The 19,203-nt window shown below is 71.2% G+C and carries 23 protein-coding genes and 1 riboswitch; of the genes, 10 read left to right on the top strand and 13 right to left on the bottom strand.

The window, feature by feature from the left end; genetic code table 11:
* Window positions 1-3: 3 nt before the first annotated feature.
* Window positions 4-1,038 carry an NAD(P)-dependent oxidoreductase gene (locus AB0J02_RS16745; RefSeq protein ID WP_363194398.1) on the top strand — a complete coding sequence of 345 codons (1,035 nt, stop codon included), beginning with the start codon at window positions 4-6 and terminating at the stop codon, window positions 1,036-1,038.
* Window positions 1,039-1,108: 70 nt separating this feature from the next.
* On the opposite strand, the gene AB0J02_RS16740 is transcribed toward AB0J02_RS16745, so the two are convergent.
* The 10 genes from AB0J02_RS16740 to AB0J02_RS16695 all read right to left on the bottom strand — a co-directional run bounded on the left by AB0J02_RS16740 (window position 1,109) and on the right by AB0J02_RS16695 (window position 9,028).
* Complete coding sequence (locus AB0J02_RS16740) at window positions 1,109-2,743, bottom strand: alpha/beta hydrolase (RefSeq protein ID WP_363194397.1); 1,635 nt, start codon at window positions 2,741-2,743, stop codon at window positions 1,109-1,111.
* Between the two features lie 130 nt (window positions 2,744-2,873).
* On the bottom strand, window positions 2,874-3,731 hold the full coding sequence (locus tag AB0J02_RS16735) for an urease accessory protein UreD (RefSeq protein WP_363194396.1): 858 nt from the start codon (window positions 3,729-3,731) through the stop codon (window positions 2,874-2,876).
* Window positions 3,719-4,411 carry an urease accessory protein UreG gene (gene ureG, locus AB0J02_RS16730; RefSeq protein ID WP_363194395.1) on the bottom strand — a complete coding sequence of 231 codons (693 nt, stop codon included), beginning with the start codon at window positions 4,409-4,411 and terminating at the stop codon, window positions 3,719-3,721. Before ureG ends, AB0J02_RS16735 begins: the two co-directional genes overlap by 13 nt.
* 122 nt (window positions 4,412-4,533) lie before the next feature.
* Window positions 4,534-5,208, bottom strand: coding sequence for an urease accessory UreF family protein (locus AB0J02_RS16725; protein ID WP_363194394.1), 675 nt, complete (start codon window positions 5,206-5,208; stop codon window positions 4,534-4,536).
* 11 nt (window positions 5,209-5,219) lie between these two features.
* On the bottom strand, window positions 5,220-6,941 hold the full coding sequence (locus AB0J02_RS16720) for an urease subunit alpha (protein WP_363194393.1): 1,722 nt from the start codon (window positions 6,939-6,941) through the stop codon (window positions 5,220-5,222).
* A complete protein-coding gene (locus AB0J02_RS16715; protein ID WP_363194392.1) occupies window positions 6,934-7,245 on the bottom strand; it encodes an urease subunit beta in 312 nt (103 codons plus the stop codon). The genes AB0J02_RS16720 and AB0J02_RS16715 overlap by 8 nt, the downstream gene beginning before the upstream one ends.
* Before the next feature lie 16 nt (window positions 7,246-7,261).
* A complete protein-coding gene (locus AB0J02_RS16710) occupies window positions 7,262-7,564 on the bottom strand; it encodes an urease subunit gamma (protein WP_363194391.1) in 303 nt (100 codons plus the stop codon).
* A gap of 198 nt (window positions 7,565-7,762) precedes the next feature.
* Window positions 7,763-8,383 (bottom strand): TetR/AcrR family transcriptional regulator, encoded by a 621-nt coding sequence (locus tag AB0J02_RS16705; protein WP_363194390.1) that lies wholly within the window; start codon window positions 8,381-8,383, stop codon window positions 7,763-7,765.
* Window positions 8,384-8,549: 166 nt separating this feature from the next.
* Window positions 8,550-8,684 (bottom strand): hypothetical protein, encoded by a 135-nt coding sequence (locus AB0J02_RS16700; protein ID WP_363194389.1) that lies wholly within the window; start codon window positions 8,682-8,684, stop codon window positions 8,550-8,552.
* A 53-nt stretch (window positions 8,685-8,737) separates the two neighbouring features.
* The gene (locus AB0J02_RS16695) at window positions 8,738-9,028 is read right to left on the bottom strand and encodes a type II toxin-antitoxin system Phd/YefM family antitoxin (protein WP_363194388.1); all 291 of its coding nucleotides are present in this window, start codon (window positions 9,026-9,028) and stop codon (window positions 8,738-8,740) included.
* Between the two features lie 71 nt (window positions 9,029-9,099).
* Here AB0J02_RS16695 and AB0J02_RS16690 point away from each other — a divergent pair, with 71 nt between their 5' ends.
* The 3 genes from AB0J02_RS16690 to AB0J02_RS16680 all read left to right on the top strand — a co-directional run bounded on the left by AB0J02_RS16690 (window position 9,100) and on the right by AB0J02_RS16680 (window position 11,056).
* A complete protein-coding gene (locus AB0J02_RS16690) occupies window positions 9,100-9,735 on the top strand; it encodes an ATP-dependent Clp protease proteolytic subunit (RefSeq protein ID WP_363194387.1) in 636 nt (211 codons plus the stop codon).
* A gap of 7 nt (window positions 9,736-9,742) precedes the next feature.
* Entirely contained in the window at window positions 9,743-10,051 is a 309-nt protein-coding gene (locus AB0J02_RS16685) for a hypothetical protein (protein WP_363194386.1), read from the top strand.
* Between the two features lie 396 nt (window positions 10,052-10,447).
* A riboswitch (cyclic di-AMP (ydaO/yuaA leader) is annotated at window positions 10,448-10,579 on the top strand.
* Window positions 10,580-10,582: 3 nt separating this feature from the next.
* A complete protein-coding gene (locus tag AB0J02_RS16680) occupies window positions 10,583-11,056 on the top strand; it encodes a C40 family peptidase (protein ID WP_363194385.1) in 474 nt (157 codons plus the stop codon).
* 64 nt (window positions 11,057-11,120) lie between these two features.
* Here the strand turns inward: AB0J02_RS16680 and AB0J02_RS16675 are convergent, their stop codons facing one another.
* Entirely contained in the window at window positions 11,121-11,753 is a 633-nt protein-coding gene (locus AB0J02_RS16675; RefSeq protein ID WP_363194384.1) for a LysE family translocator, read from the bottom strand.
* A gap of 132 nt (window positions 11,754-11,885) precedes the next feature.
* Here AB0J02_RS16675 and AB0J02_RS16670 point away from each other — a divergent pair, with 132 nt between their 5' ends.
* Window positions 11,886-12,806: a LysR family transcriptional regulator gene (locus AB0J02_RS16670; protein WP_363194383.1), complete on the top strand. Its 921-nt coding sequence runs from the start codon at window positions 11,886-11,888 to the stop codon at window positions 12,804-12,806.
* Window positions 12,807-12,813: 7 nt separating this feature from the next.
* Here AB0J02_RS16670 and AB0J02_RS16665 read toward each other — a convergent pair whose 3' ends face one another.
* On the bottom strand, window positions 12,814-13,272 hold the full coding sequence (locus tag AB0J02_RS16665; RefSeq protein ID WP_363194382.1) for an ATP-binding protein: 459 nt from the start codon (window positions 13,270-13,272) through the stop codon (window positions 12,814-12,816).
* Between the two features lie 285 nt (window positions 13,273-13,557).
* On the opposite strand from AB0J02_RS16665, the gene AB0J02_RS16660 reads away from it, so the two are divergent.
* Complete coding sequence (locus tag AB0J02_RS16660) at window positions 13,558-14,409, top strand: helix-turn-helix transcriptional regulator (RefSeq protein WP_363194381.1); 852 nt, start codon at window positions 13,558-13,560, stop codon at window positions 14,407-14,409.
* A 58-nt stretch (window positions 14,410-14,467) separates the two neighbouring features.
* A complete protein-coding gene (locus tag AB0J02_RS16655; protein ID WP_363194380.1) occupies window positions 14,468-14,701 on the top strand; it encodes a DUF397 domain-containing protein in 234 nt (77 codons plus the stop codon).
* Here the strand turns inward: AB0J02_RS16655 and AB0J02_RS16650 are convergent.
* Window positions 14,685-15,854, bottom strand: a complete 1,170-nt coding sequence (locus AB0J02_RS16650) for an 8-amino-7-oxononanoate synthase (RefSeq protein ID WP_363194379.1) — start codon at window positions 15,852-15,854, stop codon at window positions 14,685-14,687. The two genes, AB0J02_RS16655 and AB0J02_RS16650, sit on opposite strands and share 17 nt — an antisense overlap.
* 143 nt (window positions 15,855-15,997) lie before the next feature.
* Here AB0J02_RS16650 and bioB point away from each other — a divergent pair, with 143 nt between their 5' ends.
* Genes bioB through bioD form a run of 3 tightly spaced genes read left to right on the top strand, consistent with a single transcriptional unit; the run spans window position 15,998 to window position 19,132 of the window.
* Window positions 15,998-17,140 carry a biotin synthase BioB gene (gene bioB, locus AB0J02_RS16645; RefSeq protein ID WP_363194378.1) on the top strand — a complete coding sequence of 381 codons (1,143 nt, stop codon included), beginning with the start codon at window positions 15,998-16,000 and terminating at the stop codon, window positions 17,138-17,140.
* Window positions 17,133-18,410 carry an adenosylmethionine--8-amino-7-oxononanoate transaminase gene (locus AB0J02_RS16640; protein WP_363194377.1) on the top strand — a complete coding sequence of 426 codons (1,278 nt, stop codon included), beginning with the start codon at window positions 17,133-17,135 and terminating at the stop codon, window positions 18,408-18,410. Before bioB ends, AB0J02_RS16640 begins: the two co-directional genes overlap by 8 nt.
* Before the next feature lie 5 nt (window positions 18,411-18,415).
* Window positions 18,416-19,132 carry a dethiobiotin synthase gene (bioD, locus tag AB0J02_RS16635; RefSeq protein ID WP_363194563.1) on the top strand — a complete coding sequence of 239 codons (717 nt, stop codon included), beginning with the start codon at window positions 18,416-18,418 and terminating at the stop codon, window positions 19,130-19,132.
* The last annotated feature ends 71 nt before the right edge of the window (window positions 19,133-19,203 follow it).

Genomic DNA, 19,203 nt, shown 5'->3' with positions numbered 1-19,203 from the left:
CTCATGAAGACGGCTTTGGTGATCGGTGGAGCGGGGCAGATCGGGCGACCTTCGGTGCGGGCGCTCGCGCGGGACGGCTGGGAGGTGACGGCGGCCTCGCGGCGCGGCGGCCGGGACGCGGCGTGGCCCGACGAGGTGCGGTCGGTACGGCTCGACAGGGACGACGACGCGGCGCTCGCCGAGCTGGTCGGTGACGGGGTCGACCTGGTCGTGGACCTGGTGGCGTTCAACCGGCCGCACGGGCTGCAGCTCGCGGGGCTCGCGGACCGGATCGGTTCGGCGGTCGTGATCTCCAGTGGCGCCGTGTACGAGGACGAGTGGGGGCGCAGCTTCGACACGCAGGAGGAGCCGGACGGGAAGCCGCGCTTCCCGGTGCCGGTGCCGGAGACGTGGCGGACCGTCGCGGCGGGCGACGGGACGTACGGGACGCGGAAGATACAGCTGGAGCAGGATCTGCTGGCGCTCGCGGAGAAGCTGCCGACGACGCTGCTGCGGGCGAGCGCGGTGTACGGCCCGCACTGCCGCACGCCCCGCGAGCTGTACTTCGTGAAGCGCAACCTCGACGGGCGGCGCACGCGCGTGCTCGCGTACGGCGGGGAGAGCCGCTTCCACCCGGTGAGCGTGCACAACCTGGCGGAGCTGGTGCGGCTCGCGGCGGCCCGGCCGGGTTCGCGGGTGCTCAACGGCTCGGACCCGGACAGCCCGACCGTCGCCGAGATCGGCGCGATGATCGACACGCTGATGGGCGTGGAGACGGAGACCGTCCTCGTGGACGGGCCGCCGCCGGTGCCGACGGTCGGGGACACTCCGTGGTCGCTGCCGTATCCGTTCGTCTTCGACATGTCGGCCGCGGAGCGGGAGTTGGGGTACCGGCCCGTCACGTCGTACGCCGGGGCGCTCCCGGAGACGGTGGACTGGCTGGCCGAGCGGCTGCGGCAGCAGGACTGGGTGGACGGCTTCCCGACGATGGTGGCGAACTACACGACCGGCCTCTTCGACTACGCGGCCGAGGACGCCTGGCTGGCCTCGCGGGACTGACCACGTGAACAGGCCCGGCCCTCGCGTAGGCGGGGCCGGGCCTGCTGTTCCGTGCGTGCTCAGGCGGGCGTCACGGCTTCGGGGTGGCGTGCGGGGCGCACGTCACGTCCTTGCTGTCGGTCTTGCCGGTGAGCAGGTAGGTGTCGACACGGTCGTTGACGCAGGGGTTGGTCAGACCGGTGACACCGTGGGAGCCCGCGTCCTTCTCGGTGATCAGGCGGGAGCCCTTGAAGCGCTTGTGCAGCTCGACGGCGCCCTCGTAGGGGGTGGCGGCGTCACGCGTGGACTGCACGATCAGGACGGACGGCAGACCCTTGCCGGTCTTGACGTCGATCGGCGTCTGCTGCTTGGTCTTCCAGGTGGCGCAGGGCAGGTTCATCCACGCGTTGGCCCACGTCATGAACGGGTAGTCCTTGTTGAGCCGCGTGTTGTCCTTGTCCCACTTCTGCCAGCTGGTGGGCCACTTGGCGTCGGCGCACTCGACCGCGGTGTAGACCGCGTTGCTGTTCTCCGAGGCCGCGTTGCCCGCGGTGTCGGAGAGGTCGGGGGCGATGGCGTCGACCAGGGCCTGCGTGTCGCCGGCGACGTACTTGCTCCACGTCTGGGCGACGGGCGCCCACGACGAGTCGTAGTACGGCGCGCTCTGGAAGAAGCCGATGAGCTCGGCCGGGCCGACGACTCCGCCGAGGGGGCTCTTCTTGGCGGCGGCGCGCAGGGTCAGCCACTGCTGCTGCACCTGGGCGCGCGTGGTGCCGAGGTGGTACGTGGCGTCGTTCTTCGCGACCCAGTCCTGCCAGTCCTTCCAGCGGCCCTCGAAGGCGATGTCCTGGTTGAGGTTGGCCTCGTACCAGATGTTGTCCTTGGCCGGGTTGACGACGCTGTCCACGACGATGCGGCGGACGTGGCCCGGGAAGAGCGTGCCGTAGACGGCGCCCAGGTAGGTGCCGTAGGAGACGCCCAGGTAGTTGAGCTTCTTGTCACCGAGGGCGGCACGGATGACGTCGAGGTCGCGCGCGGTGTTCGGCGTCGTCATCTGCGGCAGCATCTCGCCGCTGCGCTCGTAGCAGCCGTCCGCGTACTCCTTGGCGAGCTTGCGCTGGGCGCGCTTGTCCGCCTCGCTGTCCGGGACCGGGTCGGCCTTGGGAGCCTTGACGAACTCCTGCGGGTCGATGCAGGAGATCGGCGCCGAGTGGCCCACACCGCGCGGGTCGAAGCCGACGAAGTCGTACGCCTTCGAGGTCTTCGTCCAGAGCGGGTTCTTGGTGGTGACCCGGGTCGGGAAGCGCATGCCGGAGCCGCCGGGGCCGCCCGGGTTGTAGACGAGGGAGCCCTGGCGCTCGCTCTTCGTGCCCGTGGAGGCGGCGCGGTTCACGGCGAGCTTGATCTGCTTGCCGTACGGCTTCGCGTAGTCGAGCGGAACGGTGACCCAGCCGCACTGGATGGGCGCTGCGAAGCCCCAGTCGGCAGGGCAGTCCTTCCAGTCGACGCCCTTCTTGTCGGCACGGGCCGCGGCGATGGCGGCACCCTTCGCCGCACGGTCCTGGCTGTGGCCGGCCGTCGTGCGCTGCTCGGCGTTGGCGGCGGGGGCGGTGACCGCTCCCGCTATCAGCGCGGCGGCGGCGAACGCGCCGGCGGAGCCGATCACGGCCTTCCGGCTGCCGCGACTCGCCTGTCGAGTCCGTCTCAAGTGAGGCCTCCCGCACATCGATGCGATCGTTACTTCGATCGTGTTGCCGATCGGTACGCGGATCCTGTCGCGTGGGGGTCCCCGACAACAGAGATGACGGACGTTCTTTACCAATCCGATAAACGGTATAACCCGTCCCGGTGAGCGGTCAGACCAGCCGGTCCAGGGCCGCGTCCAGGATTCGGCGCAGTCGCAGCGCGTCGAGGGCGACCGCGGTGACCAGCACTGCGGGGCCCGCGAGGGGGGTGAGCGCGGCGGTGCCGTCCGCGTCGAGCACGGTAGCGGACGGCCGGTCGATGGAGAACTCCGGGCGCACGACGACGAGTTGACCCAGGGCACGGTGCCCGGCCAGCACCGCGGGTCCGTCCCAGCCGCCGGGGGCGCCGGGGCCGCAGGCGAGTTCCTGGTCCAGCAGCGGCCGGCCGGCGCGGTACAACGTCAGGCGACTGGTGAGCCGGCCCGGCTGCTCGCCCACTCGGCCGAGGACCTGCTCCTCGCGGAGCACGAGGCGGGCGCCGGGGGCGAGGTCGGCACGTGTGGTGACGCGCAGGTCGCTGCCGTTCGCCGAGATCAGCTGTTCCGGCAGCCAGTCCATTCGGGCGCCGTCGGCGACGGTGAGCCGGACGTCGTAGCGGGCCTCGTCCTTGACCTGGCCCGGCAGGGCGAGCGTGGCCGCGACGGAGCCGATGTGCAGGTGTGCTCCCTGCTCCGCGCGGGCCTCGACGGTGAAGTGGTCGCCGCCGAGGGGGCCGCTCATGGCGCCGACGAGCATGACGCGGGCCTCGGATCCGGCGGCCCGGACACGACGGACCGCGAACGAACCCTCGCTCTCCAGTACGGGCAGGGCGGTGCCACCGCGGCCGTCGTCGCGTGCGGCGACGCGGGCGGTGGAACGAACGCCCGCTCGGGCCGTGGAACGGCCCCTTCCGGCGGTGGAACGAGCGTCCGTTCCGGCTGTGGAACGAACGTCCGCTCGCGAACCGCCGTGTTCGCTCACGCGGTCCATGCGGCGTACTGCTCCCGCACCCAGGCCGCGACATCGCCGACGCCGGCCTCGGAGCGCAACGACTGCAGCACGACGGGCAGTTCGCCGCGTGCCTCCTTGGCGTCGGCGGACATCCGGGCGAGGTCGGAGCCGACGTAGGGGGCCAGGTCGGTCTTGTTGATGACGAGGAGGTCGGCGGTGGTGACGCCGGGCCCGCCCTTGCGCGGGATGTCGTCGCCGCCCGCGACGTCGATGACGAAGATCTGCGCGTCGACGAGGCCCTTGGAGAAGGTCGCGGTGAGGTTGTCGCCGCCGGACTCGACGAGGATCAGATCGAGCGGCCCGACCCCCTCACCGGACAACCCGGACTCCAGGTCCTCGACGGCTTCGAGGTTGGCGGAGATGTCGTCGCGGATCGCGGTGTGCGGGCAGGCGCCGGTCTCCACGGCGACGATCCGCTCGGGCGGCAGCACGGCCTCGCGCAGCAGGAACTCGGCGTCCTCCCGCGTGTAGATGTCGTTTGTGACGACGGCGAGGGAGAGTTCGTCGCGCAGGGCGCGGCACAGCGCGGCGACGGTGGCCGTCTTGCCGGAGCCGACGGGGCCGCCGAGTCCGATGCGCAGGGCGCGGCGGGTGCCGTCGGGCCGGTGGGCGTCGGCGGAGACGGCGGCGGGGCCGTCGTGGGAGTGGTCGAGGTGCATGGTCTACGGCTCCGGTTCCAGTGGGTTCGGGGTGAGCAGGGCGGGCTCAGGGGCGGTACTCGCCCTATGACGTGCTCTTGACGTGCTTTTGACGTGCTCTGCGAGGCGCTCTGCACCGCGCTCTATGACGCGAACAGGCGCACCGGCCAGGCCGCGTGTGCCTCCGCGGCGATTTCGAGCAGCGGCGCGGACCCGGCGGGCAGCGCGTCGACGCCTTCGTAGACAGCCCGTCTCGCCGCGTCCACCGCGTCGCGCACGACGAGGTCGAGTTCGGGCGCGAGTCGCGCAAGAGCCCGCGTCGCGTCGAACGGGTCGAGGCTCAGCAGGCGCACGACGGCGGTCGCGGGCCCGCTGACACCTTCGTACGCGGAGCAGTACGCGGCGTCCTCGGGGCCGAGCCCGGCGGCGCGGGCGGTGAGGCCGAGCACGACAGGCTGGTGTGCTCCCTTGGGGAACTGCCCTGCCAGGGCGTCGAGTTCGGGGTGCGGCCAGGTGGCGCGGGCGGCTCGCATCAGCTGTCGGCCGAGCCTGCGCGCAGCCACGCGGAGGGCTTGCGACGGCGTGCGGGCGTCGGCCGCCGCGTCGAGTTCGGCGGGGTCGATGCCGAGCGCCGCCGCGGCGGCGAGCGCGGCCGCCACGCCACCGCTGGTGTGCAGGCGGCCCCGGCAGAACTCCTCCAGGCTCGCCGCGTCGGTGATGCGTCCCGCCTTGACCGCGGCCTCCGCCCCGCCGGAGTGGGCGTGCCCTCCTGCGGGGAAGCGGCCGTCGGCCAGGACGAGCAGTGCTGCGCGTGTCATGGCGTAGGCACTCAGAACAGGAAGTACCGCTGGGCGAGCGGCAGTTCGGCGGCGGGGGCGGGTTCGACGAGTTCGCCGTCGATGGTCACGGCGAACGAGTCGGGGGCGACCTCGACGCGCGGCAGGGCGTCGTTGTTCCGCATGTCGGCCTTGGTGCGGCCGCGGGTCGAGCGGATCGGAACGAACGTTCGCCCAAGTCCGAGGCGTTCCGGAAGTCCGTCCTCGAGGGCCCATTCGCTGGTGAAGTTGAACGAGTTGGCCGCGGGCGCCCTGCCGTGCGCGCCGAACATCCGGCGCGGCAGCACCGGTTGGGGCGTCGGGATGGAGGCGTTGGCGTCGCCCATCTGCGCGTACGCGATCTGCCCGCCCTTGATGACGACCTGCGGCTTCACGCCGAAGAACTTCGGGTCCCACAGCACCAGGTCGGCGAGCTTGCCGGTCTCGACGGAGCCGACCTCGTGCTCGATGCCCTGCGCGATCGCCGCGTTGATCGTGTATTTGGCGACGTAGCGGCGGGCGCGCTGATTGTCGGCACGAGTGTCGCCGGACAGCAGGCCGCGGCGGCGCTTCATGACGTGGGCGGTCTGCCAGGTGCGCATGATGACCTCGCCGATGCGGCCCATGGCCTGCGAGTCCGACGACATGATCGAGATGGCGCCCATGTCGTGCAGGATGTCCTCGGCCGCGATGGTGGTGGGCCGGATGCGGGACTCGGCGAAGGCGAGGTCCTCGGGGACGGCGGGGTTGAGGTGGTGGCAGACCATCAGCATGTCGAGGTGTTCCTCGACGGTGTTGACGGTGTGCGGCCGGGTCGGGTTGGTGGAGCTCGGCAGCATGTTGGGCAGCTGCACGGCGGTGATCATGTCGGGTGCGTGACCGCCGCCGGCGCCCTCGACGTGGAAGGCGTGCAGGGTACGGCCGCCGACGGCGTCGAAGGTGTCCTGGACGAAGCCGGCCTCGTTCAACGTGTCGGAGTGGACGGCGAGTTGGGCGCCGGATTCCTCGCACACGTCGAGGCAGGCCGAGATTACGGCCGGGGTGGCACCCCAGTCCTCGTGGATCTTGAACCCCAGGACGCCGGCGCGCAGCTGGTCCCGCATGGACTCCTTCGACATGGTGTTGCCCTTGCCGAGGAAGCCGATGTTGACCGGGCTGCCCTCCATCGCCTCGAACATCCGGGCGAGGTGCCAGGAGCCGGGTGTGATGGTGGTCGCCTTGCTGCCTTCGGCCGGCCCCGTACCACCGCCCACGAGGGTCGTCACACCCGAGGCGAGGGCCTCGTCGACGATGGTCGGCGAGACGAAGTGGATGTGGGTGTCGATGCCACCAGCGGTGACGATCTTGCCGTTGCCCGCGAGGACTTCGGTCTCCGGACCGATGACGAGGTCCGGGTGGACGCCGTCCATCGTGTCGGGGTTGCCGGACTTGCCGATGCCGGTGATCCGGCCGTCGCGGATGCCGATGTCGGCCTTGACGATGCCCCAGTGGTCGACGATCAGGGCGCCGGTGATGACGGTGTCGGGAGTGCCTTCGGCGCGGGTGACCCGCGACTGGCCCATGGACTCGCGGATGACCTTGCCGCCGCCGAAGACGGATTCGTCGCCGGAGCGGCCGGGGCCGCCCGAGCGGTCCTCCTCGATCTCGACGAACAGGTCGGTGTCGGCGAGACGGACCCGGTCACCGGTGGTGGGGCCGAAGAGATCGGCGTAGGCGGCGCGGGACAGTTCAGGCATCGAGGGCACCTCCGGTCTCGCCGCGCAGGCCGGGGACGACCCGGTTGCCCCCGAGGGGGACGAGTCCGACGTCGACGGGGATGCCGGGTTCAAAACGAACGGCTGTTCCGGCGGCGATGTCGAGCCGGCGGCCGCGGGCGGCGGCGCGGTCGAAGTCCAGACCGGGGTTGGCCTCGGCGAAGTGGTAATGGGAGCCGACCTGGACGGGCCGGTCCGCGGCGTTGAGCACCGTCATACGTATGACGTCGCGGCCCTCGTTGTAGACGACCGGTTCGTCGGCGAAGAGGATCTCTCCGGGAATCATGGCTGCCGCTCCCCCGTCAGACGATCGGCTCGTGGACGGTGACGAGCTTGGTGCCGTCCGGGAAGGTCGCCTCGACCTGGACGTCGTGGATCATCTCGGGGATGCCCTCCATGACGTCCTCGCGGGTGAGCAACGTGCGCCCGGACGACATGAGTTCGGCGACGGTGCGGCCGTCGCGGGCGCCCTCGAGGACGTGCGAGGTGATCAGGGCGACCGCCTCGGGGTGATTGAGCTTCAGCCCCCTGGCCCGGCGCTTGGCGGCCACGTCGGCGGCCACATGGATGAGCAGTCTCTCCTGCTCGTGCGGGGTCAGTTGCACGCGTCCCACCTCACAGTTTTCGCTCCAGGCCGTGCGGGGCCCGGCTGCCGCGGCCACCGCGACGGGTATAGATGTAACACACAAGAAGTGCGCTCGATCTTGCGCACCCCGGTTACCAAAACCCCTGGTGACGTGCGGCGCAGGCTAGTTGGGCGGAGTTTCAACGAGGTTAACCGTCGCTTGACCGCGGCATTGCCGTCAGCTGACCTCGCCCATACTCATGAGGCCGCGCAGTCCGATCTGCAGCGTGGCGACGGGTACCTCGCCGAAGAGCGCCTGCTGGGTGAGGAATCCCTGGGTCGCGGCGATCATCGTGCGAGCGACGGCATCCGGGTCGGCGTCGGCGCGCATCATCCCGGCCTCCTGGTACCCCCTGACGATCGCGCCCCAGACGGCCCGGACCTTGTCGAACCCGTCCCGGATCACCTTGGCGAGGTCGTCGTCGCGCAGCGTCTCGGTCCACACCTGCACCACAAGGCGCGGAAAGCAGGATGACCCGTCGACCCGCAGGACCGGACGCTCCCGCCGCAACTCCCCTATGACCGCGCCGATCAGCTCGTACGGCGGCGGGGGCGGCGCCTGCCGACCGACCCTCTCGAACGCGGTCCGCACGTCGTCCAGTACCTCCGTGACGACGGCGTGGATCAGCTCGTCCTTGCCGCGGAAGTAGCGGTAGACCGCGCCGGCCGAGAGGTTCACCTCTTTCAGGACGTCCTGCATTGACGTGGCGTGGAAGCCGTTGCGTGCGAAGCAGCGAGCTGCGCCGTCCAGGATTTGGCGGCGGCGGGCTTCAAGGTGCTCTTGGGATACGCGAGCCATGGCCGTCAAAGTAGAAGGAACCTTCCTTTTTGACAAGACCGCGCGAGATCAGGGCATTTAGCGGCATTTCAGCCACGCCATGCGGTCTGGCGCCATGACCCGGAAGGAGCGGCTGAGCGCACAGAACGCGCAGAACGCGGCAGGGCGCGGCGGGCGCGGTCGGGGCTCAGTTGCCGCAGCAGGCCGTGACGGAGCAGCGCGAGGCGCCCGACACCGTCAGGGTGACGACGGTCGACGTGGTGTCCGGGGTCGCCGCCAACTCGCGTGCTTTCACCTTGAGTTCGAGTGGGCCGCTCCCCACCGGGCGCAGGCGCAGCCCCGCTGGAGCCGACCTACGTACGCGCGGGCACCGCCTTAGCGGACATCCGGGCCGCGATGTTCCGCGGCGATGCCGAACCGCCGGCGTTCGCCCGGAGCGGACCCCAGGGAGCCGACGCGGGAGACGGAGCTGATCATCGGGTCCTCCGCGGAGTCGGCCGCGGGCTTGCCGAGCGCTTCGAGTCGTTCCAGGTCAGCGGCGGAGACAAGGCCGATGAGCGGCTTGCCGTGCCGGGTGACGACGACCCGCTCCCCGCCGTACACCACGCGGTTGATCAAGTCGGCGAACTCGGCGCGGGCTTGCGTCACCGGAATCTCGTAGGCCATGCTCCCCATCGTACGTCATGTACGTCCTGTACATTTTTTACAGAGCCATGAACACAGGAGGCGCGAGCACCATGACCCGTCCGTCCGGCCGTTACGTCCTGCCCGAGTTCACGGAGCGCACGACGTCGGGGCACCGCACGCTCGATCCGTACTCGAAGCTTTTGGAGGAGCGCATCGTCTTTCTCGGGACACCGATCGACGACACGTCCGCCAACGACGTGATGGCGCAGTTCATGCACCTCGAATACACGGCGCCGGACCAGGACATCTCGCTGTACATCAACTCCCCCGGCGGCTCGTTCAGCGCGATGACGGCGATCTACGACACGATGCGGTACGTCAGTTGCGAGGTGGAGACGACCTGCCTGGGGCAGGCCGCGTCCGTGGCCGCGGTGCTGCTCGCCGCCGGGGCGCCGGGCAAGCGGATGATGCTGCCCGGCGCGCGCGTGCTGCTCGACCAGCCCGCGCTGCCCGGGCCGGCGCAGGGCCAGCCCACCGATATGGAGATCCAGGCGCGCGAACTGGCGCGTATGCGTGAGCAGTTGGAGGAGATGCTCGCGCGGCACTCGGGGCGGGAGAAGGACCAGGTCGGCCGGGACATCGAGCGGGACACCGTGCTCGATGCCCACCAGACCCTGGAATACGGCCTGGTGGACCACGTGCTGCGGAGCCGCAAGACCACGCTCGGCACGCAGGGTGCGAGGTGACGTGCCGATGTATCCACCCCAACCGCCACCGCTGCCCGCGCTGACCCGCGCCGAGTGCGAACTGATCGACAGCTATCTGGCGGTCGTCGATCTGGTCGCGCGGATCAATCCGGCGCGCGGCGACCACACCTACCGGGGGCTGCGGGCGGCCCAGGCGCTCGTCAGTCGGGCGTCGGCGTTGCGGGACGCCCTGGAGCTGATGCACCGACGGGGTGAGAGCGAGGTGCACGCGGCAACCCTGACGCGGGCTCTGCGCGTCCTTGACGGCGAAAGGCGAACGCAGAGAGTCGCTTTGCCACCAGAAACGGTCACTTGAAGTCGCAGCTCGCGCGAACTGTCTGCACTCGGGCCGAAACGGCCCAGATGGTGTACCACCGGATGGCCTAGACAGTCGTACTTCATCAAGACTGTCGGAGTTGCGCTCCGACGGTACGCAGATGCCGGAATATCGCGTTCCGCCCCTGGTGCGAGCGTGGTCGGGTGTCGCGGGCGCGGCCCGGACGCGGCACTGTCCACCTGAACGGGCCAAGCGTGAGCAGCCTCACTTACCGCCGGTTCAACTCGGTTTCGGCTCCACATGTGAGTGAAGATCCCTTCCGACGACAAGCCCCCGCCGCCGCGGCGGGGCGGTCCGTGCGGACGCCGAGTCCTGCCGCCGTGCGGATGCCAGGTCGACAGAAGTGCATCGGCAGGAGTGGAGGACCCAGGTACGACGGGCCGCCGGCCCACCTCGACGGAGGTGGTGCCCGAGGGGCCCTTGGGGTGAAGCCGCACCATGCGGCCGGGCATCTTCGCCTGCCCGAACCCGACAGGTCACCCTTCACAGGCGGCTGACGAAGGGTTGCGCATGACTGCGCTCAATCGTGTTCCCTCGCTGCTGACCCGCGCCGGCACCGCGTCGGTCCTGACCCTCGCTGTCGCAGGAGCCGGCCTCATGGTCCCCGGCGCCGCGACCGAGGCGTCGGCGGCAGCGGCCTCGACCAAGGCACTGAAGGTCGCGGCCTCCAAGAAGGGATCGCCGTACAGGTGGGGCGCCACGGGCCCGCACCGGTTCGACTGCTCGGGCCTGACGCTCTACTCGTTCAAGCGGGCGGGCAAGAAGCTGCCCCGCACCGCCGCGCAGCAGTACAACAAGACCCGCCATGTCTCCTCGTCGCACCGCAAAACGGGTGACCTCGTGTTCTTCCACTCGGGCCGGAGCGTCTACCACGTCGGCATCTACGCCGGGAAGGGACGGATCTGGCACTCGCCGAAGACCGGCGCAGTGGTGCGACTCGAGAAGATCTGGACGCGGAGCGTCTGGTACGGCCGGGTGCGCTGACCCCGCCGCACGGAGCGGCCCGTGGGGACGAGGCCGGGCGCCAGGCCCGTCCCCACGCGGCCTCTCACGCGATCAGCGGCTCCAGGAGGAGGACCAGGGCCAGGAGCACCAGCGCGCTCCCGGTGACCGCCTCCACGGCGCGTGCTGTGCGCGGCCTGCGCAGCCACCGGCCGAGCCGGTCCACGAGCAGGGCCACGGCCGGGAACCAGAGCAGCGCGAGCGCCACGACGATCGCCGAAAGAACGGCCGTTCGCGGGAGGGCGGGGCTGCCCGCGGGCACGAACTGCGGCAGCACGCTCAGGAACGTGATCGGTGCCTTCGGATTGAGCGTGTTGGTCAGGAAGCCCTGTCGCAGCGCGCCGCCGGCCGGGCCCCGCTCCGGGCCGGCTCCGTCGTCGGCCCGCTCCGCCAGGGGGCGCAGCGCCGACTGCAGCGTCCTCGCGCCCAGGTAGAGGACGTACGCACCGCCCGCGAGCCGGAGGGCGCCGAACAGGGCGGGTACGGCGGTGAGGACCGCGGCGAGGCCCGCGACGGCGAGCGCGGTGTGGACGAGCAGACCGCCGGCGACTCCGAGGGCGCAGGCGACTCCGGCGCGGCGCGAGATCATGGAGTTGCGCACGACGACCGTGAAGTCCGCGCCGGGCAGGGCCACCATGCCCGCGGCGACGCCGGTGAAGGCGACCAGTTGAGCGTCCATGCGCACCAGCCTGCCCGAGCCGGACCTTCAGCAGGTATGTGCAATATTCTGGGTCTGCCTAAAGCAGTGCTTAAGGCCGGAGGCCGCGGACGCACGGGTCCTGTGTGCTCCGTACGGCGTCGGAGGCGTTCGATGTACGACCCGACGCGGCTCGCCGCGCTGGTGGCGGTCTCCGAGGCCGGTTCCATCACCCGGGCGGCCCAACGCCTCGGATATACGGTCCCCGCGCTGTCGCAGCAGCTCGCGAAGTTGGAGCGGGAGACCGGGACGGCGCTGCTTGTGCGGCATCACCGGGGCGCCCGGCTGACGGGGGCCGGCGAGGTGCTGGTGGAGACGGCGCGGCGGGTGCTCGACGAGATGGCGCGGGCCCGGCACGAGCTGGCACGGCTCGCGGGCCTGTCGGGCGGCCGGCTGCGGCTCGGTACGTTCACGACGGCGGGGATGCATCTGCTGCCGCCGGCGCTGACCGCGTTCCGCAGGGCGCATCCGGATGTGGAGTTGACGGTCGCCGGGTACGAGCCGCCGCTGGGGGTCGCCGCGGTGGCCGCGGGCACCATTGATGTGGCGCTCACCCACACGTATGCGCCCTCCGACCCGGTGGCCGTACCGTCGTCCGTGGTCCAGGAGCCCGTGCTCGTGGAGGAGTTGGTGCTGGTGACGGCGCCCGGGCAGGCGCTGACGGCCGGGACCGCAGGGGCGACGCGGCTGCCGCCGGCCGAGCTGGCGGGCCAGCCGCTGATCAGCATGGCGCCGACCCATCCGCCGCGACAGGGTGTCGAGGCGGCGCTTGCGCGGGCCGGGGCGACACCGTCGGTGCGGGTGGAGACGCCGAGTTATGCCCTGGTGTGCGCGCTGGTGAGTGCCGGGCTCGGGGTGGCGGTGGTGCCGGAGATGGTGGCGCGGATGTCCGCGACGCCGCTCGGCGTACGGCTCCTCGATCCGGGAGATCTGCGGCGGACGGTGTCGGTGGTGCACCGGGCGGACGACACGAACCCGGCGGTCGACAGTTTCCGGGCGCTCCTGCGCGGGGCGTTCGGCCGCTCGTCCAACTGACGGGTCGTCAACATGCGGTGGCTGGGGGCTCGTTGCCGCCCTTCGCTCTGGTGAGCCACGGCAGGGCGATCCACACGGTCTTGCCGCCCTCCGGGGTCGGCGAGACCGAGAGGCGTCCGCCGCACTCGGCGGTGAGACAGCGGATGATCACCATGCCGCGTCCGTTGTCCTGCTGGACGGCGGCGGGCAGGCGCTTGGGGTAGCGGGGGTGGCTGTCGGTGACGCCGATGCGCAGGCGCTCGTCGCGCTCGAGTGTCACGTCGACGGTGAAGGTGGGCGACATTCCCAGGGTGTGCTGCACGGCGTTCGTCGCGAGTTCCGAGACGATCAGGCGGACGGTGTCGGCCTCTTCGGTGTCCCCCGGCATGCCCCACTCCGCGAGTACGCGACTCACGTACCGGCGGGCCGTGGAGACCGAGGCGGGTTCGCTCGGCAGTGTGACGGATGCTTCCTGGTGGTCTGCCATGGCGACGTCGTCCCTTTCCCACCGGGGCCGCGCCTGTCGACTCTGGCGGATCGCTGGCGTGCGGTCTCCGACTTCTGCTTCGCGCCAGAGTGCCACTTGAAGGCCCTTCCGTACTGCCGATCCTCCAAGATATGCATATATCTGTCGCTCGAAGCGGTGAACTCTGCGACGAGAGACCGTATTTGGGCGAGCGCACGCCGCTTCCTCTACCGTCTGATCAGGAACCGCTTCGCATGGGCCGGAAAGGAGCCCGGCCCAGCGGCCCGAGGACGTTGAGGAGTCAGCATGAAGTACGGTCCCGCGGTCCGCCGTCGCAAACTCGGCGCCGAACTGCGCGCGTTGCGGGTCCAGGCCGGACTGACCAGTGGCCAGGCGGCCCGACTGGTCGGCTGGCACCAGTCGAAGGTGAGCCGGATCGAGACAGGACGCAGTGGCGTGAAGGCATCGGACGTGCTGCGCCTGTTGGACGCGTTCGAGACGAAGGACCCGCGGCAGCGGGAACTCGTGATAGCGCTGGCGGGCGCGGAGGAGACGGGCGGGCAGCATTGGTGGCACGCCTATCGGGGGCTTCTGCCCCCGTCCTACCGCGATTTCATCAGCCTGGAGTCACAGGCCTGCCGGATCCGGACGCTGGAGACGAGCGTGGTGCCGGGGCTGCTGCAGACGCCGGAGTACGCGCGGGCGGTGACCCGCTCGGTGCTGGTCGGGACCCCGGACCGGCACATCGAGGCGCTGGTGGAGGTGCGGCTCGCGCGGCAGGACGTGCTGCGGGCGCAGCCGCCGCTGCAGCTGACCGCGGTGCTCGACGAAGGGGTGTTACGGCGCGAGGTGGGCGGCACCGGCATCCTGCGGCGACAGTTGGCACACCTGGCAGAGGCGGCACAGATGCCCCATGTCCGGATTCAGGTGCTTCCCTTCTCGGCGGGCGGCCACATCGGCCTCAGCGGCCCTTTCGTAGTGTTCTCATTTCCGAACACATCCGATCTGGATGTGGTTGTTCTCGACCATTTGACGAGTAGCCTCTACCTCGAGCGGAAAGAAGACCTCACGGCATACACCGATGCCTTCGACGCTCTTCTCCTCCGTGCACTTTCACCCGAGGACTCGTTGGAATTCATCGCACAGATCGCCGGGTAACCACGCGGACGAGGACGCCGACACCTCGCCACGGGCCGGCACTGCGTAAGGGGGCACCATGAATGCACTGCCTCGGTACGTTCCTTCCGTTCCTTCCAGCTCGTCGCTGCGCGGAGCTCGGTGGCGGCGCAGCAGCCGCAGCACCGGCGCCAACAACTGCGTCGAGACAGCCCCCCTGACATCGGGGCCCGCGTCCGGACTGTTCGCCGTCCGCGACTCCAAGAACACCGCGGGGCCCGCCCTGCTGTTCGCGCCCTCCGCCTGGGAGGGATTCGTCAACTCCCTTCGGTGAAGGCACCTTGGGGAGCACTGCGGCTGATCACCCTTACCGCCTCACCGAGTTGTTCGTCGGTGAGGTCGGCGCGGGCGGTCAGCCGCAGTCGCGAGATCCCGTCGGGCACGGACGGCGGACGGAAGCAGCCCACCGAGAGACCCGCCGCCCGGCAGTCCGCGGCCCAGCGCACCGCTTCGTCGGGCGAGGGTGCGCGCACCGACACGACCGCCGCGTCCGGCCGCACCGCCAACAGGCCTTCGCTGGTGAGAAGTTGATACAGGGTCGTCGCGACCTCGCGGGCCCGGTCCGCACGCCCCGGTTCGCGGCGCAGCAGCCGCAACGCGGCCAGTGCGGCGCCGGCTGCCGCCGGGGCGAGCCCGGTGTCGAAGATGAACGTGCGGGCCGCGTTCACGAGATGGTCGATGACGTGGGCCGGGCCGAGGACCGCGCCGCCCTGACTGCCGAAGGACTTGGAGAGGGTGACGGTGACGACGGTGTCCGGCTCTCCCGCCAGGCCCGCCGCCTGCGGGGCGCCCCGGCCGCCGGTCCCGAGCACGCCGAGCCCGTGCGCGTCGTCGACGATCAGTCCTGCCCCGAACTCCCGGCACACCAGGGCCAGTTCGGCGAGTGGCGCGCGGTCCCCGTCGACCGAGAAGACGGTGTCCGAGACGACGACGGCCGGCCCGTCGTGGGTGCCGAGCGCTTTGCGGACGGCGGCGGGGTCGGCGTGCGGCACGACCTGGGTGGCGCCGCGGGCCAGACGGCAGCCGTCGATGAGGGAGGCGTGGTTGGCCGCGTCGGACACGATCAGCGATCCGCGCGGGGCGAGCGCGGTGACCGCGGCGAGGTTCGCCGCGTAACCGGAGGAGAGGACGAGCGCGGCCTCGAATCCGCAGAACTCGGCCAGCTCCCGTTCGAGGCGGGCGTGCAGCTCGGTGGTGCCGGTGACCAGCCGGGAGCCGGTCGCCCCGCCTCCCCAGCGGCGGGCGGCCCCGGCCGCGCCCTCGACGACCTCGGGGTGGCGGGCCAGGCCCAGGTAGTCGTTGCTCGCGAGGTCGAGGAGCGGGGAGTCGGCCGGGCGGGGGCGCAGGGTGCGGACGAGTCCGGCGGCTTCGCGGGCGCGGCGCTCCTCGTCGAGCCAGCCGAACGCACGGGCGGGGGCAGTGGCCATGACTCCCTCTGTTTGTAGGTAACGCACAGACCCTAGTCGGGCCGCCACAGGGTCAGGGTGTGGCAATACCCACACGTCGAGCGCTGTCCTTTGTACGAAGTCTCCTTTCGCGGGGGTGTCCCGATAGGCGAGTATCTGACGCCATGGACCTGCTGAACACGCTGGTGGACAAGGGGCTTCGGCGCGCGCTGCCGAGCCGTGAAGAGGCGCTCGCCGTGCTGGCGACGTCGGACGACGACCTGCTCGACGTGGTGGCGGCGGCCGGGAAGGTGCGCCGCACGTGGTTCGGGCGCCGGGTCAAGCTCAACTATCTGGTGAACCTCAAGTCGGGGCTCTGCCCGGAGGACTGCTCGTACTGCTCGCAGCGCCTCGGCTCGAAGGCGGAGATCCTCAAGTACACGTGGCTGAAGCCCGACGAGGCCTCCAAGGCGGCGGCCGCCGGGGTCGCGGGCGGCGCCAAGCGGGTCTGCCTGGTGGCGAGCGGGCGCGGGCCGACCGACAAAGATGTGGACCGGGTCGCGAAGACGATCGACGCGATCAAGGCCGACAACGAGGACGTCGAGGTGTGTGCCTGTCTCGGTCTGCTCTCCGACGGGCAGGCGGAACGGCTGCGCGGGGCGGGCGCGGACGCGTACAACCACAACCTGAACACGTCCGAGGCGACGTACGGCGACATCACGACGACGCACACGTATGCGGACCGGGTCGACACCGTGCAGAAGGCGCACGCGGCCGGTCTCTCGGCCTGTTCCGGCCTGATCGCGGGCATGGGCGAGAGCGACGAGGATCTGGTCGACGTGGTGTTCGGTCTGCGTGAGCTGGACCCGGACTCGGTGCCGGTGAACTTCCTGATCCCCTTCGAGGGGACGCCGCTGGCCAAGGAGTGGAACCTCACCCCGCAGCGCTGCCTGCGGATTCTGGCCATGGTCCGCTTCGTCTGCCCGGACGTGGAGGTGCGGATCGCGGGCGGCCGCGAGGTGCATCTGCGCTCGATGCAGCCGCTGGCCCTGCACATCGCCAACTCCATCTTCCTGGGCGACTACTTGACGAGTGAGGGACAGGCGGGCCGGGCGGACCTGGAGATGATCGCGGACGCCGGGTTCGAGGTGGAGGGCGCCGACGAGGTGACCCTGCCCGAGCACCGGGGCGGCGGCTGCGGTTCCGTGTGCGCCTCCGACTCCGGCTCCGGTTCCGGGGGTGCTCCGGTCGAGGTGCCCGAGGCGCGTACCGATCTGGTGACCGTGCGCCGCCGGGGCGCGGGGACGGATGTCGCGCCCAATGCCTGACGCGCACCTGGACGAGCTGCTGGCGCTGGACCGGCAGCACGTCTGGCATCCGTACGGGCCCATGCCGGGCCGGCAGGAGCCCCTGGTCGTCGAGTCGGCGGCCGGGGTGCGGCTGCGGGTCGCCGGGCACGGCGAGCTGGTGGACGGCATGTCGTCGTGGTGGTCGGCGATCCACGGGTACAACCATCCGGTGCTCAATGACGCGGTGCGCGGCCAGTTGGAGCGGATGAGCCATGTGATGTTCGGCGGGCTCACGCACGAGCCCGCCGTCCGGCTCGCGAAGCGGCTTGTCGACATGTCCCCGGACGGCCTGGAGCACGTGTTCCTCGCCGACTCCGGATCGGTGTCGGTGGAGGTCGCCCTCAAGATGTGCCTGCAGTACTGGCGCTCGCTCGGCAGGCCCGGGAAGCGGCGGATGCTGACCTGGCGCGGCGGCTACCACGGTGACACCTGGCAGCCGATGTCCGTGTGCGACCCGGAGGGCGGGATGCACGGGTTGTGGGCGGGGGTGCTGCCGGAGCAGGTCTTCGCGGACGCTCCGCCGAGCACGTACGAGGAGTCGTACGCGGAGCGGTTGCGGGAGCTGATCGGCCGGCACGCGCACGAGCTGGCGGCCGTCGTGGTGGAGCCCGTGGTGCAGGGGGCGGGCGGGATGCGGTTCCACTCCCCCGCGTATCTGCGGGTGCTGCGGGAGGCGTGCGACGCGCACGACGTGTTGCTCGTGTTCGACGAGATCGCCACCGGGTTCGGGCGGACGGGAGCACTGTTCGCGGCCGAGCACGCGGCGGTGACACCGGATGTGATGTGTGTCGGCAAGGCGTTGACCGGCGGCTATCTGACGCTGGCGGCGACGCTGTGCACGGCACGCGTCGCCGACGGGATCTCGCGGGGCGAGGTGCCGGTGCTGGCGCACGGGCCGACGTTCATGGGTAATCCGCTGGCCGCGGCGGTGGCCTGCGCCTCGATCGACCTGCTGCTCGGCCAGGACTGGCGGGCGGAGGTCAAGCGCATCGAGGGCGGGCTGCGTGATGCTCTGTCAGATGCCGTGGACATTCCGGGAGTTCGCGAGGTGCGGGTGTTCGGCGCCATCGGTGTCGTGCAGTTGGACCACGAGGTGGACATGGCGGTGGCGACCCGGGCGGCGGTCGCGGAGGGTGTCTGGCTGCGTCCGTTCCGGGATCTCGTCTACACGATGCCGCCGTACATCACCGGTGCCGAGGATCTGGCACGGATCGGGCGCGCGGTGTGCGCGGCCGCGCGGGAGGGATGAGCGCTGTGAACGTGCTGGTGGTCACGGGGACCGGGACCGAGATCGGCAAGACGGTGACGACCGCCGCGGTGGCCGCCGCCGCGGTGCGGGCGGGGCGCTCGGTGGCTGTGCTCAAACCGGCGCAGACCGGTCTCGCGCCGGGCGAGCCCGGGGATGCCGACGACGTGGTGCGGCTCGCGGGGCCCGCGGTGACGCCCCTCGAACTGGGGCGGTATCCGGAGCCGCTGGCGCCGGGGACGGCCGCGGCGCGGGCCGGTCTCCCACCGGTACGGCCCGCTCAAGTCGCGGAGGCTGCAGAGAAGTTGGCGGCCTCGCACGATCTGGTGCTCGTCGAGGGCGCGGGCGGGCTGCTGGTGCACTTCGACGCGCGGGGCTCGACGCTCGCCGACGCGGCGCGGCTGCTCGGGGCGCCTGTTCTGGTCGTCGCGCAGGCGGGGCTCGGCACGCTGAACTCCGTACAGCTGACGGCCGAGGCGCTGCGGGCCCGGGGTCTCGTGCAGGCGGGCGTCGTCATCGGGAGCTGGCCGCGGGAGCCGGGGCTCGCGGAGCGGTGCAATGTCGGGGACCTGCCCAAAGTCGCGGGGGCCGCGCTCGTGGGGGCGGTGCCGGCCGGGGCCGGGGGCCTGGACGGGGCCGCGTTCCGGGCGCGGGCCGCTCGCTGGCTCGGGCCCGAGCTGGGCGGGACGTGGGACGGGGCGGAGTTCGCGCGGGGAGTCGGGTGACGCCGCGGGGCCGGTGGTGCGGCCGGTGCGCGGGGGCCGCACGGACACGGCGCGGCGCGCCGTAAATCCGT

Source organism: Streptomyces sp. NPDC050264, from assembly GCF_040655895.1.
GTDB lineage: Bacteria > Actinomycetota > Actinomycetes > Streptomycetales > Streptomycetaceae > Streptomyces.
The sequence above is the reverse complement of the archived record's forward strand: the minus strand, read 5'-3'. Positions and strand labels throughout refer to the sequence as shown.

Coding starts and splice junctions, on each gene's coding strand:
- AB0J02_RS16745 (WP_363194398.1), top strand. CDS start 4: ATGAAGACGGCTTTGGTGATCGGTGGAGCGGGGCAGATCGGGCGACCT.
- AB0J02_RS16740 (WP_363194397.1), bottom strand. CDS start 2,743: ATGTGCGGGAGGCCTCACTTGAGACGGACTCGACAGGCGAGTCGCGGC.
- AB0J02_RS16735 (WP_363194396.1), bottom strand. CDS start 3,731: ATGGACCGCGTGAGCGAACACGGCGGTTCGCGAGCGGACGTTCGTTCC.
- ureG (WP_363194395.1), bottom strand. CDS start 4,411: ATGCACCTCGACCACTCCCACGACGGCCCCGCCGCCGTCTCCGCCGAC.
- AB0J02_RS16725 (WP_363194394.1), bottom strand. CDS start 5,208: ATGACACGCGCAGCACTGCTCGTCCTGGCCGACGGCCGCTTCCCCGCA.
- AB0J02_RS16720 (WP_363194393.1), bottom strand. CDS start 6,941: ATGCCTGAACTGTCCCGCGCCGCCTACGCCGATCTCTTCGGCCCCACC.
- AB0J02_RS16715 (WP_363194392.1), bottom strand. CDS start 7,245: ATGATTCCCGGAGAGATCCTCTTCGCCGACGAACCGGTCGTCTACAAC.
- AB0J02_RS16705 (WP_363194390.1), bottom strand. CDS start 8,383: ATGGCTCGCGTATCCCAAGAGCACCTTGAAGCCCGCCGCCGCCAAATC.
- AB0J02_RS16695 (WP_363194388.1), bottom strand. CDS start 9,028: ATGGCCTACGAGATTCCGGTGACGCAAGCCCGCGCCGAGTTCGCCGAC.
- AB0J02_RS16690 (WP_363194387.1), top strand. CDS start 9,100: ATGACCCGTCCGTCCGGCCGTTACGTCCTGCCCGAGTTCACGGAGCGC.
- AB0J02_RS16685 (WP_363194386.1), top strand. CDS start 9,743: ATGTATCCACCCCAACCGCCACCGCTGCCCGCGCTGACCCGCGCCGAG.
- AB0J02_RS16680 (WP_363194385.1), top strand. CDS start 10,583: ATGACTGCGCTCAATCGTGTTCCCTCGCTGCTGACCCGCGCCGGCACC.
- AB0J02_RS16675 (WP_363194384.1), bottom strand. CDS start 11,753: ATGGACGCTCAACTGGTCGCCTTCACCGGCGTCGCCGCGGGCATGGTG.
- AB0J02_RS16670 (WP_363194383.1), top strand. CDS start 11,886: ATGTACGACCCGACGCGGCTCGCCGCGCTGGTGGCGGTCTCCGAGGCC.
- AB0J02_RS16665 (WP_363194382.1), bottom strand. CDS start 13,272: ATGGCAGACCACCAGGAAGCATCCGTCACACTGCCGAGCGAACCCGCC.
- AB0J02_RS16660 (WP_363194381.1), top strand. CDS start 13,558: ATGAAGTACGGTCCCGCGGTCCGCCGTCGCAAACTCGGCGCCGAACTG.
- AB0J02_RS16655 (WP_363194380.1), top strand. CDS start 14,468: ATGAATGCACTGCCTCGGTACGTTCCTTCCGTTCCTTCCAGCTCGTCG.
- AB0J02_RS16650 (WP_363194379.1), bottom strand. CDS start 15,854: ATGGCCACTGCCCCCGCCCGTGCGTTCGGCTGGCTCGACGAGGAGCGC.
- bioB (WP_363194378.1), top strand. CDS start 15,998: ATGGACCTGCTGAACACGCTGGTGGACAAGGGGCTTCGGCGCGCGCTG.
- AB0J02_RS16640 (WP_363194377.1), top strand. CDS start 17,133: ATGCCTGACGCGCACCTGGACGAGCTGCTGGCGCTGGACCGGCAGCAC.